At 42.1% G+C, this 12,907-nt stretch carries 12 protein-coding genes; 5 read left to right on the top strand and 7 right to left on the bottom strand.

Annotation, left to right across the window (positions count from 1 at the left end; translation table 11 throughout):
- The first annotated feature begins 314 nt into the window (after positions 1-314).
- Entirely contained in the window at positions 315-719 is a 405-nt protein-coding gene (locus J2W55_RS05120; protein ID WP_310092706.1) for a transmembrane 220 family protein, read from the top strand.
- On the opposite strand, the gene J2W55_RS05115 is transcribed toward J2W55_RS05120, so the two are convergent.
- Together J2W55_RS05115 and J2W55_RS05110 are read right to left on the bottom strand one after the other, a co-directional pair.
- Entirely contained in the window at positions 697-1,545 is an 849-nt protein-coding gene (locus J2W55_RS05115; RefSeq protein ID WP_310092704.1) for a transglutaminase-like domain-containing protein, read from the bottom strand. The two genes, J2W55_RS05120 and J2W55_RS05115, sit on opposite strands and share 23 nt — an antisense overlap.
- Before the next feature lie 2 nt (positions 1,546-1,547).
- Positions 1,548-2,285, bottom strand: a complete 738-nt coding sequence (locus J2W55_RS05110) for a proteasome-type protease (protein ID WP_310092702.1) — start codon at positions 2,283-2,285, stop codon at positions 1,548-1,550.
- A 194-nt stretch (positions 2,286-2,479) separates the two neighbouring features.
- On the opposite strand from J2W55_RS05110, the gene J2W55_RS05105 reads away from it, so the two are divergent.
- Positions 2,480-3,574: an acyltransferase family protein gene (locus J2W55_RS05105; protein ID WP_310092701.1), complete on the top strand. Its 1,095-nt coding sequence runs from the start codon at positions 2,480-2,482 to the stop codon at positions 3,572-3,574.
- Positions 3,575-3,845: 271 nt separating this feature from the next.
- Here J2W55_RS05105 and J2W55_RS05100 read toward each other — a convergent pair whose 3' ends face one another.
- From J2W55_RS05100 to J2W55_RS05080, 5 genes are all read right to left on the bottom strand, one after another.
- Entirely contained in the window at positions 3,846-4,778 is a 933-nt protein-coding gene (locus J2W55_RS05100) for a bestrophin family protein (protein WP_310092698.1), read from the bottom strand.
- A 20-nt stretch (positions 4,779-4,798) separates the two neighbouring features.
- A complete protein-coding gene (locus J2W55_RS05095) occupies positions 4,799-5,278 on the bottom strand; it encodes a hypothetical protein (protein WP_310092696.1) in 480 nt (159 codons plus the stop codon).
- A gap of 103 nt (positions 5,279-5,381) precedes the next feature.
- Complete coding sequence (locus tag J2W55_RS05090; RefSeq protein WP_310092694.1) at positions 5,382-6,755, bottom strand: HAMP domain-containing sensor histidine kinase; 1,374 nt, start codon at positions 6,753-6,755, stop codon at positions 5,382-5,384.
- Positions 6,739-7,440 (bottom strand): response regulator transcription factor, encoded by a 702-nt coding sequence (locus tag J2W55_RS05085; protein WP_310092692.1) that lies wholly within the window; start codon positions 7,438-7,440, stop codon positions 6,739-6,741. Before J2W55_RS05085 ends, J2W55_RS05090 begins: the two co-directional genes overlap by 17 nt.
- A 116-nt stretch (positions 7,441-7,556) precedes the next feature.
- Positions 7,557-8,312: a YdcF family protein gene (locus J2W55_RS05080; RefSeq protein WP_310092690.1), complete on the bottom strand. Its 756-nt coding sequence runs from the start codon at positions 8,310-8,312 to the stop codon at positions 7,557-7,559.
- A gap of 126 nt (positions 8,313-8,438) precedes the next feature.
- On the opposite strand from J2W55_RS05080, the gene J2W55_RS05075 reads away from it, so the two are divergent.
- From J2W55_RS05075 to J2W55_RS05065, 3 genes are all read left to right on the top strand, one after another.
- On the top strand, positions 8,439-8,648 hold the full coding sequence (locus J2W55_RS05075) for a YtxH domain-containing protein (RefSeq protein ID WP_310092688.1): 210 nt from the start codon (positions 8,439-8,441) through the stop codon (positions 8,646-8,648).
- 15 nt (positions 8,649-8,663) lie between these two features.
- Positions 8,664-9,218, top strand: coding sequence for an arylesterase (locus J2W55_RS05070; RefSeq protein WP_310092685.1), 555 nt, complete (start codon positions 8,664-8,666; stop codon positions 9,216-9,218).
- An 881-nt stretch (positions 9,219-10,099) separates the two neighbouring features.
- Complete coding sequence (locus J2W55_RS05065; protein ID WP_310092682.1) at positions 10,100-12,784, top strand: alpha-L-rhamnosidase; 2,685 nt, start codon at positions 10,100-10,102, stop codon at positions 12,782-12,784.
- The last annotated feature ends 123 nt before the right edge of the window (positions 12,785-12,907 follow it).

Below are 12,907 nucleotides of genomic sequence, written 5' to 3'. Positions count from 1 at the left end.
TAAAATAATTTTTTGCAATTACGACCCATTAACCGTTGGCATAATCATATTGCCCATAGCGTACCGTTACAGTTAATACTTCACAATCACTCTATAACAGATCCGGCATAAACTATATTCAAGAAATAAATAAACGGTGTATTTGTTTTATCACCACGCATTAAATTTACAATAACTTAATAAGGATTAACCCATATTTGTAACCGGGATGTTATGGAGTTGATTTTATTAAATTATATATCTTTATACGGAGGGTATATTAAAATGCCGCTCATAAATCCTGGTTTTAAACAAAGTACCGCGGCTTGTTCATTATGAAAGTATTTAATATTGTTTTTGTTGTTCTGTTTATCATTTTCGCAGGCTTACAGTATAATGATCCCGATCCTTATATTTGGGTACCTATATATTTATATAGCGCGCTTTTTTGCTACCTGGCTGCACGTAAAAAGTTTTACCCTATAGGTTATGCCATTGGTATATTCGTTTATTTAGTTTACGCCACCTACAAAATTTTTGACCGCAACGGATTAATTGACTGGTTTGAATACCACAACGCCGAGAGCCTGGTTGGAAGCATGAAGGCCCAAAAGCCATGGATAGAAGAAGTACGGGAATTTTTTGGGCTGTTAATTTGTGTGGCCGTGCTTACTGTTAACTGGTTATATAGCGCTAAATTTAAAAGAATAAATAAAGCTACAAATACGACAGTCCTTTAAATTCATCGGGCTTATAATAAACCGGTTCAAAGTTTTCCTCTTCGGCCAGTTCACAGCTTACCTGCATGGTGGTAAAAGTTACATCGCCAAAAATATTGGCTATGGCGGTATCGGCAGCATCCCGGCCGGTGGCAATCTTAACCAGGCCGTTAAGCGGTACCAATTGGGTAGCATCAAATAACACCCAGCTGCCGCCCAAAAAAGCCTCAAAGCAGGCATGAAAATCAGCCGGTTTTAAATGATAAGCATAACCTGTAAAATAACGTGCAGGTATGGTTAATGCCCTGCATAATGCAATCCCCAGGTGGGCAAAATCACGGCATACACCTGCCTGTTCGGTAACGGTATCAAACGCCGATGTTTGCGTGTTGCTGTATCCGCTCAGATACTGTACGTTACTATGTATCCAGTTAGTAAGCGCCACCACTTTTTCAAAGGGGTTGGTGATGTGCCCAAACAGGTTATGCGCCAACCTGTACAACTTGTCTGACTGGCAATAACGGCTGGGATTAAGGTAAGGAAGTACAGATACATCCAACTGCGCAACCATGGTTTCTTCCTGCCGGGAATAATCGGCTATTTCATAACAATTGTCAACCAGCGCCTTGTAGGTTACTTTTATAGTACCCGGTTCGGCCACCTCAAAACGCACCAGCCGGTTTTCGCCCAGAGCCAGCATCAACTCTTCGGCCTTAATATAGGGCTCTATGGTAAATTCCTCATTCAGAACCGTTTGCTGCGGCGAACGCAAAGCGTGGATGTTCAATATCAATGTGCCCGGCGACCGTACTACATATTCCATTTGGGTAAACACATTGAATTTCATGATCAGCTTCCTGTTTTAATTTCTTTTAATTTGTTAAATGTAACATCCATCCAGTCCTCAGATATATGATCAAGGGCGTTTTTTAGTTCCAGGGCCCACTCGGCAGATATATGTTCCAGATCTTTTTTCTCATACCGCTGTTCAATCATCTCAAAACTATCCTTTTTATATAGCGCTACATCTATCGGGAAATCAACATTGTTAGAGCTCACCCTGGTGGAATCAAAAGAAAGGAACCCGGCTTTAAGCGCCAGCTTTAAACTTGAATTTTCATTTAATATGCGGTTCAATATAGCCTTGCCATGGCCCGAGTTACCTATCACCACATAGGGTGCACCCTCCCCCAGTTCAACCCAGTTACCTTCGGGATAAAGTAAAAAAAGTTTATGTTCATTATCGTCCCTCAGCTGCCCCCCGATAATGGTATTTAAGTCGAATCTGAAACCAGCCTTCTCCAGCGAACTTCCGTCTTCCGTGGCCGCCCGCTTTACCTGCTCGCCAAAGGCGTTAACCGCTTTGTATAGTTTGTTAAATTCGTGGGTTTCCAGCTGCTCGGTAAAGTAAGTAATTGCTTTATCCCTCACAGACCGCAAACCGCTTGTCATGATAAAAAGCGAAAAATGATCCTTTTGTTCGATGGTGATCTTCTTTTTTTCGGTAGTATCAGTCCCCGAAGTGATGCGGGTATCGGCTATGGCCAATAACCCTTCTTTAACCTTAATTCCCAGGCAATAAGTCATTTTAAAAAACGTAACGCGTTAAAAAGTGTGAAGCCGCCAAAGTAATTAAATAATGGGATATTACACTGCAAACGCCACATATTATCCCCATCTGTTTCAAAATTAATTTGGCGCTAACCGGTATTATCGGTATTCTTGGCGTTGTACGCAGCCCCGGCGTACCATGGCATTATCAGCTTTCTTACTAAAAACACATGAACACAAACAAACTGAGCCCGGACATTTTAACAACAAAACAACATTTTGACACCCTCGACGGCTTAAGGGGGGTAGCCGCTTTGGCGGTTGTAATTTTCCATTTTATGGAAATGATATATTCTGATTACAGCCAAAACTTCATCGGGCATGGTTTTTTGGCCGTCGACTTCTTTTTCTGCCTGTCGGGGTTTGTTATCGCGTACGCTTATGACGACCGCATTGGGAAAATGGGCGTTACAGAGTTCTTTAAATCAAGGATAATAAGGCTTCACCCTTTGGTTATTTCAGGTTCGATATTGGGTTTATTAGCTTTTTTGTTCGACCCTTTTGGCGGCCATCCCGAACTATATAATATAGGCAGCATAGCGCTAATATTTCTGAGTTCTGTTCTGCTTATTCCCTATCCGGCCATGCCCGATCGGTATTTCAATTTGTTTAATTTAAATGCACCGGCATGGTCGTTATTTTGGGAGTACATTGCCAATATCTTTTACGCGCTTGTCCTTTACAGGGTTGGTCGCCGTTATTTATTTTTGCTGGCTATACTTTCGGGCGCATGGATCTGTCTTGTGGCTTATCAATCCGGGAATTTAATGGGCGGCTGGAGTAAGGGTACCTTTTGGGACGGCTGCGCGCGCATCAGCTATTCATTTTTAGCCGGGATGCTTATTTACCGCTCAAACTGGATCATCAAAAACAAACTGGGTTTTATCGGCCTGGCGGTATTATTAGCTTTATCATTCATTATGCCATTCTCCAAATGGAACTGGCTCACCGAGCCCCTGGTGGTGCTGTTTTACTTTCCATTAATGATTGTGCTGGGAGCCGGCACCGTACTAACACCGGGGGTTAAAAAACTATGCGTATTTTCCGGAAAAATATCATACCCCCTGTATATGACACATTACGCGGTGATATGGATATTCGGAAATTATTACACCAGCCAAAAACCAGGCGCAACACAGGTAACTTTCATTATCATAACCGGTGTAATTCTTTTAATTGGGATAGCCTATTTGGTAATGGTGTTTTATGACATGCCTGTCCGAAAATATTTAACAAATAAAAGGAAACAAGCCCCAAGCGTTTAGCAACAAATTTCACTTATATAACACCACAGCCCGGCACTTATTTTAAAGTGCCGGGCTGTTTTTATGAGGTATGTAAAAGATCAAAAAAAAGGAATTTAGTATCAATATAACGAGCCGTGCATCAAAACTTTTTAAACCTCAAAAAAATTTAATAAAAAGTGTTAAAATCAACGTCTTTTTTATTGTGTACTACAGTTTTTAATGCGTTTTTGATCGCTTTTTTTCACTGATTAATGTTAAAATAAACTTCAAAAAGTTTTCTTAAAACTTATCATAAGATATAAAACACTGCCTGCGTTTGCTGCTGTTTGTCGGCAACCATATCGGTATCTTTTGGCAATTCATCTTTCAGCATTTGCGTCAGGTCGATCTCGATTTTCCTGCTGATGGCCGTGGTAGGCGTATCGGTTGGCATGTTCTCAAACGGGTCCTGCAAATGGATGGCCATTTTCTCGATCAGGAAAAATGACGACGAGATAGCTATTACCAGCGGCACCTGAAATATGCCAAAAAACTCAATCAGGCTAAAGGGCAGCAGCAATACAAAAAATAACACAAGCCAGTGAATATAAACACTATAGGTAGAAGGGAACACCGTATTCTTTATACGTTCGCACCCTCCCATTGAGTTGATAAAGCCAGTAAGGGTACTGTCCATAGTTACCTGCTGATACTCATTGATCCAGCCCAATTTGTACAGGGTGCGCAGATCATGCCCCTGCAACTCGTTTAAAGCTACGGGTACGTTATCCATCGCCTCTATGTTTTTAATATCATCATCACTTAAATAGGCCTCAAGATTTTGCCTGGCGTTCTGTTTGCGTAAATGCCGGCTTAAACTATAGCACCAGGCTATTTGCCGTTTAACCATTCTTTCTTTCAGGGCGCGCTTTTCGTCGCCATCATAACTGCTGTCAACAAAAGTTAACACCTGGCGGGTAAATGTGCGGCAATCATTTACAATAGCCCCCCATAAAATACGAGCCTCCCACCAGCGGTCATACGCCTGATTTGACCTGAAAGCCAACAATAATGATATAATAGTACCCAATATAGTCGGCACTGTTAATGGGATGGATACCTCTTTAAAATTATAATACTGATGGATAAAATAGATGGCCGACGAATAAATGGCCACCAAAATGAGCTCTTTCCTTATTTTACCCAATACATAGGTTACCGGTATGTTTTCTTTTAGTAGCATGATATTTATTGATTAAGTAATTATTGTTGTTCAATTAATTCGGGGTCGCCTGCAAAAACATCAGTCATCAACCCTGCTGTTTCGGTTACAGGTATTATCCGTTTTCCGCAACGTGTTATCAGTATTTGGGGATCTATACTGTTTTTAAAAAGTAATTGATAATTGTCATGCGGTGTTACAATCCCGTCTATCTGATGGCCATCCAGATAATTGTTAAACACAGCCAGCGTACTGCCATAAAAAAAATCGATACTTATTTTGTTGATCAAATGGCTGTAATCCTTTTCAAGCTCACGGCAGCGTATATAAAAATTATCAGGAATATGCCTGTATTCGGCAGAGCGGCGCGAAAGCATCAACAACTCGCTTATGGAATCGGTTATCTTAAGCATATGTACCAACACAATATTCAGCTTTTGAGGATAATATTGCTGTGCTATGGTTGGAATACTTTGAAGTGATTGGTAGGTAAAATCGGTGGGGACAAGCAGAGTTTTCATAGACATTTTAATTTATTGGTTTTACTTGTATATTTGTTTGATACAAGAGTAGCCAGCAATAATTAAGATGATCTAAGAAAGTTATTAGAATTTGATTAGAGTTTTACTTGTTTGATGAAGAACTAACCGGCAAAAACACTTTTATTTCCGTACCTACCCCAACCTCAGAGCGTATACCTATACTGCCCTTATGCAGGCGTATAATATTAAGTGTTAACGGCAAACCCACACCATGGCCCTCATAACTATGCGCGTTCGAAGCTCTGAAAAATGGTTCAAAAATATGCTGCAACTCAGTTTGCGGAATGCCAATGCCCTGATCAGTGATAGAAATGATCACTTTATTATTTTCAGTCAGCAATCTTATTTTAACTATTTGATTGTCAGAGTATTTAGAAGCATTGCTGATAATATTGGTAATGGCAAGTCTGAGTAAATTGCTGTTGCCGCTTACGTAAAGCAAATTTTCGTCATCAGGCATATCCGCCATATCTATCTGGATATAACTCTCCGGATTGATCTTTTTAACTGATTCTGAAGCGATCATTAAAAGTTCATCTACCCTGATATTCTCCCATTGTTGTTTTTTGCCATCAAAACCTGATTGTGCCAGCGTTAACAAACTGTTCAGTATCTGGCCAAGTTTTTCTGATTCTGAATAAATGGTACTAAATATTTGGCGCTGTTGCGGGTTTATGTCATTCCTGTTCAAAGCCAGCTCAGCTTCAGTGCTGATAATCGTTAGCGGTGTGCGCAGTTCATGCGAAGCATTACTTACAAAGTTATTCTGTGTTTCAAAAGCTGTTTCCAGCCTGTTAAGCATATCATTAAATGTATATGACAGCTCTGCTATTTCGTCCCTGCCGCTTAGTTCATCCAATCTGAAATGCAGGTTATTAGCGGTTATGTTTTTAACGTTATTAATAATGCGCCTTACCGGCTCAAAGGTGTAAAACGAAAATATTTTTCCCACAAAATATACCAGGATCATAGCAACCAAAAAACCGTATACAAGTATTTTTTGCAGATCTCTCAACTCCTGAAAACCCGACGGATCGGCTGCTGAAACAATTATTATGTATTTTTTGGTTCCACTTTTAAACACTTTCCCGGCATAAAAGATGTTATCAACTTTATAACGGGCATTTCCGTCTCTTAAGATCTGCTGAATAAAATCGCTTTTTACTTTAATGCTTCCGGGGATATGAACCGTATTTAAAGTATCAATATCAAAAATATATTCCTTTTCGGCCTCCAGCCTTTCAAGGTATTTGTTTCGCACTTCCAGATAAGCCTTGCTTTTTGCACTGACAAAAATATTTACCTCGGCCGATATATTTACCCTTGCTTCAAGCCGTTTAAAAAAATCATCAAAACCAAACCTGTAAACCAGGTAAAAGATAGTTAAGTTAAGCAGCAGTAATATTGCTCCGGACAGCAGCAGGAACAGTAAGGTTATTTTACTTTGTATTTTCATCCGGGTCCTTGTCTTTCATCATATATCCCATGCCAAAAACCGTATGTATAAGTTTTGCGGCTCCGTTTTTTTCCAGCTTTTTACGCAGATAATTTATATATACGTCAACTACGTTGGTACCCATATTAAAATCAATATCCCACACATTTTCCAGGATTTGTATACGTGACAATACCTTGTTTTGATTTTTAACAAAATATTCCAGCAGCCTGAACTCCGTGGCGGTGAGTTTTAAAGGCTCCCCTTTGCGATAGGCTATCTTCGATTCGGCATTAAGTTCAAGATCATTAATGGTATATGTGTTATTTTTATGCAGTATGTCACCATTTTTGCGGCGCATTAAAGTACGCAGGCGGGCCGCCAGCTCGGCTATCTTAAAAGGCTTAACTAAATAATCATCAGCACCGCTGTCTAATCCGCTTACAATATTCTCGGTCGAATCAAGCGCGGTAAGCATAATAATAGGTATCGCCTGTTTATGTTCTCTGATAAGTTTACACACCTGTATCCCATCCATTACAGGTAACATTACGTCTAATATCACCAGGTCAAAATCATTATCAAGCGCCATTTGTAAGCCGGTTACACCATTAGCCGCCACACTTACCTCAAAACCATACTCCGCAAGTCCGCGCTTTATTACCGATACCACATTTGGCTCGTCTTCAACTAACAGTATCCCCATATTCGCTTATGCTTTATTTCAAGTATAACTTAACATATACCTCTTCCAGGTCATTATAAAGCAATAAACCTTTATTAAGTTTTAAAGTTTGACAATTGCAAAAGCTAAAATGTCAATTAACCCTGTCCTAAAATTAAATTAACTGTAACACCAACAACTTCTTTAATGTAGTTATTCCATTTACTTAAAGTATCCGCATCAGGTACAAATTCCCAAACAGAAAAATCGCCCGTTCCGGCAATATAATTACAGGGATATGGTATCACATCAATTCCGGCTTTTTTAAATATTCTGAGCGAGCGCCGCATATGAAAGGCCGAAGTAACCAGCAAATATGGCCCTTGCTGTTTATATTTTTGAAGCAGCGCTTTTGAGAGCGATGCGTTTTCAAGTGTATTGCGTGACTGATCTTCTATCAATATGCAGCTATCGGGTATCTGTGCTGCACTGAGCTGGGTTTTGGCCCAACTGCCCTCCCTAAAGCTTCCCGGGTTTAAATTGCCATTGCCCCCGGTTACTAAAATATGTTGTACCCGGCCGCTTTTCTGTAAAAGAACTCCTTGTATAAATCTGTCGGCTGCGGTGCTAAATAATCCATTAGCCTTACTGTCATACGATGCAAAACCGCCTAATACTATGGCAGTGCTGTATACTTTGCCATTTTCCAGTTTCGCAGGAGGGACATCCCAAAGTTTCGCAAAACGGTTTATCAGGAATGGGTTCGAAAAAAAGTACAGTATCGCCACAGCCAACAACAGGCATATGCGCTTCCTTTTAGCATTCTTTGAAAAAAGTGATACCAGCAGCAAAACAAATACATACAATATCGGAAAAAGTAAAAAGGCTAATACTTTTGATAAGATAAAAAACATATTGCACCTGCTTTGCCGTAAAAGTAATTAAAACATTAAACTTTGTTTGGGCAAAAGCATCTTATAAATAAGCCATGTAACAAACTGGCATCATCATTGTCATACAAATATTAAAAAAACAAAATTATGGGCTTATTGAAATTTCTGGTCGTTGGTGCAGCAGTTGCTTACGGCATAAACTATGTTACAAAAAAAGGTCCTGATGGTAAATCGATCATTGATGATCTTACTGAAAACGGACCCGAATGGATGGACCGTGCAAAAAAATACGGCGAGCTCACTTTGGAGCAAATAGCTGTTCGCGCACAAAATTTCAGGGATAATAACAGGTCTTAGATCACATTATCCTGCATGTACAATATTCTTTTTTTTGGCGATAGCCTTACCGCTGGCTATGGTCTTAAAGATGCAAAAACAGAATCGCTTCCGGCCCTGGTACAACAAAAAATAGACGCTGAAAAATTGCCTTATCATGTTATTAATGGCGGTCTTAGTGGAGATACCTCGGCCGGGGGCCTTTTTCGTTTAGACTACTGGACTAACCGGCCCATTCACATTTTTGTTCTGGAACTGGGCATTAATGATATTATCAGGGGTATATCACCCAAAACCACTTATAAAAACTTGCAGCTGATAATCAATAAGGTTAAACTAAAATTTCCTGATATTAAGCTTGCGTTGTTGGGTATGGAGATACCGCCTTTTATCCCTGGCCCGTTCGCGGCGGAGTTCAGGGCCATATTCAGAAAACTGGCTGATGATAATCAGATGGCTTTTGTACCTTTTTACCTGGCCGGTGTAGCCGGTAAAGCCCATTTGAACCTGCCTGATATGCTGCATCCATCTGCAGATGGCTACCACATTATGGCCGACAATGTTTGGCCTGTATTGCGAAAATTGCTATAGATAACACTCGGTTCAGCAAAAGCAAAACCCCCACGACGCCTCGAACACTGACAAAATAGTGTCAGTATCTTCAGCATAAAAACCGGTGATTTTTGATGCGTTTTTGTTTCATTTCGCAATTTATCTGATCTTTATAGCTTAATTTTAACATAAAATTAAGCGCTTTTAGAATTGACTCACCCCGTCATTGCTTCGCTCGACATCCCTCTCTCCGCCTGCGGCGCAAAGAGGGAAAGGAAAAAATCAAATAAAAGATAATTGAACAAAGAGCAAAGAAAAAACAACTCCTCAACCCTCTTTATGGCGAAGCCAAAGAGAGGGTCGGCCAGCGTAGCGTAGCCGGGGTGAGTCTGCCCCGCGTTTTGACTCACCCTGTCATCGCTTCGCTCGACATCCCTCTCTACGCCTGCGGCGCAAAGAGGGAAAGGAAAAAATCAAATACAAAAAACAATTATCCTCAACCCTCTTTATGGCGAAGCCATAGAGAGGGTCGGCCAGCGCAGCGGAGCCGGGGTGAGTCCACCGCGTTTTGACTCACCCTGTCATCGCTTCGCTCGACATCCCTCTCTCCGCCTCCGGCGCAAAGAGGGAACGGGAAAAAATCAATGCAAAAACCAATCATCTCCTCAACCCTCTTTATGGCGAAGCCAAAGAGAGGGTCGGCCAGCGCAGCGTAGCCGGGGTGAGTCGAGCCCGCGTTCAAACAAGCGAGCGGCGTTTACACCAGACAGTACAGGACAGTTGATGTTGCATAAACAAAAATATCCACTTAACATTGTTATTAACCCAATTAAAACCGATGGCGACAATAAGCTTTTACTTTTTTAATAAATATTTGCTAAAAGCATTTGTCTGCATTTATAACCGCTTTATCCTATCCTATGAAACAAACTTTAGGTAAGTCTGCGCTTTACATCGCCTTACTGTTTAACTGCCTTCTTATATTTCAAAATGCCGTTGCGGATATTCCGGGCAAGGCTGACGGTTTACAATGCGAGCATCTGCTCAATCCCATAGGCATTGATGCCCCACACCCCCGTTTAACATGGTTGCTGGCTGATGACCGGCAGGGTGCCGCCCAAACCGCTTACCAGCTTTTTGTTGGCACCGATTCTGCAGCGGTAAACGCCGGCAAGGGCGATAACTGGCAAACCGCCAAAGTTTTATCACCGGCAAACTTAGTGAGTTACCGGGGTAAGGCCTTAAAGCCATTTACCAAATATTACTGGCGTGTGCAGCTGTGGGATCAGGCGGGTAAAAAACTGGGTACATCGGCGGTTGCCAGTTTTGAAACCGGCATGATGGATATGCGCAACTGGAAAGGCTCATGGATAAGCGATAACAAGGGCATCGCGGTTAACCCTGCCCCCTATTTTCGTCACACGTTCAGGGTTGCCAAACAAATCCGCTCGGCACGGGCCTATATCGCAGTGGCGGGCTTGTATGAAATGTATATCAACGGGCAAAAAATTGGTAACCACCGGCTCGACCCCATGTACACCCGGTTTGACAGGCGTACGCTATACGTAACTTATGATGTTACCCACCAGCTGCAAAGCGGCAAAAACGCTATCGGTGTGTTATTGGGCAATGGCTGGTATAACCACCAGAGCACCGCGGTGTGGTTTTTTCACCAGGCCCCCTGGCGCGGTCGCCCCACATTTTGTATGGACCTGCGCATTACCTATACCGATGGTTCGGTAGAAACCATATCTTCCGATACCAGATGGAAAACCTCCCTGAGCCCGGTGGTATTTAACAGCATTTATACCGCCGAGCATTATGACGCGCGCCGCGAACAACCAGGCTGGAACACGCCCGATTTTATTGATACCGCCTGGAAACCGGTCATCAACCGCTCCGCGCCGTCGCAAAACATAGTAGCACAAAGCTTGCAGCCTATCCGCAATGTAGAGGAAATTGCTGCCAAAGGCATCACCAAAATTGATAACAACCTATGGGTGTTTGATATTGGCCGCAATATATCGGGGGTGAGCAAGATCACCGTAAAAGGTGACTCCGGTACCGTTATCCGCCTCAAACATGCCGAACGGCTGAATAAGAACGGACATGTTGATCAATCCAACATCGACCTTCACTATCGCCCTACTGACGATAAAGACCCTTTTCAAACCGATATTTTTATACTCAAAGGAGCCGGCCAGGAAACATTTATGCCCAAATTTAACTACAAGGGGTTTCAATATATAGAGGTAAGCAGCAGCAAGCCAGTTGAACTCACCAAAGAAAGCCTCAAGGCATATTTTATGCATAGCGATGTGGAACCCGTAGGCACGGTGACCTCATCAAACCCGGTGCTTAACCAAATCTGGAGCGCCACCAATAACTCCTACCTCAGCAATTTGTTTGGTTATCCTACAGACTGCCCTCAACGCGAAAAGAATGGCTGGACAGGTGATGCGCATATTGCCAATGAAACGGGTCTTTATAATTTCGATGCCATAACTATTTATGAAAAATGGCTTGCCGATCATCGCGATGAACAACAACCAAACGGCGTACTGCCATCTATTATTCCAACTGCGGGCTGGGGTTATGAATGGGGTAACGGGCCCGACTGGACCAGCACCATCGCCATTATTCCGTGGAACATTTATATGTTTTATGGCGATAGCAAGCTGCTGGCAGACAACTACAACAGCATTGAAAAATATGTAAACCATATTGATGAGCTTTATCCAACGGGCCTTACCAGCTGGGGCCTGGGCGACTGGGTTCCGGTTAAGTCCGTTTCACCGGTTGAGCTTACCTCGTCGGTATATTACTATGCAGATGCCAGCATTTTGGCCAAAGCCGCAAAAATATTGGGTAAACAAGCTGATTTTGTAAAATACTCGGCCCTGGCGACCAAAATAAAAAATGCCATTAACGCCAAATACCTGAATACCGAAACCGGCATGTACGGCAAGGGTTTACAAACAGAATTGAGCGTGCCACTTTACTGGGATGTAGTGCCCCAAAACCTCAAAGGCAAAGTAGCCGCTAAGCTGGCCAGCCGTGTGGTGGCCGATAATTATCACCTTGATGTAGGGATATTAGGCGCCAAAGCCATTTTAGGCGCGTTAAGTAATAACGGTTATCCGGATGTGGCTTATAAAATAGCATCGCAGGAAACCTACCCTTCATGGGGATGGTGGATGGTTAACGGGGCTACCACCCTGTACGAAAACTGGAAAATAGATGCCAAATCAGACATATCGCTTAACCACATTATGTTTGGCGAAATTGGCGCATGGCTTTACAAGGGCATTGCCGGCATTTACCCCGACCAGGATAACCCAGGCTTTAAAAACATTATCCTGCAGCCGCATTTTGTAGCAGGGTTAAATGAATTTACCGCCACACATAACGGACCCTACGGTAAAATAATATCCTCATGGCAACGCGGCAATAACGGTGTTACCTATAAGGTTACCGTACCGGCCAATTCAACGGCTACTATCAAATTTCCCCAGGGCAAAATTTATCAAGGGAAAAAGCTGATAACCGGCACAAAGCCATATAAAGTTACCGCCGGGAGTTATGTTTTTGAAGTGAAACCATGACGAGCTGAATTGACATTAATATATCATATTTACATTGTCTTAATATCAAATGACCTTTTGTTGACAGGCCGGTTAATTAACCGGCCTGTTTTGTATATATTTTTGTTACGCCAATAAATATTG

Origin of the sequence: Mucilaginibacter pocheonensis (assembly GCF_031456535.1) — a bacterium.
In the GTDB taxonomy this organism is placed as follows: Bacteria; Bacteroidota; Bacteroidia; order Sphingobacteriales; family Sphingobacteriaceae; genus Mucilaginibacter; species Mucilaginibacter pocheonensis.
The sequence above is the reverse complement of the archived record's forward strand: the minus strand, read 5'-3'. Positions and strand labels throughout refer to the sequence as shown.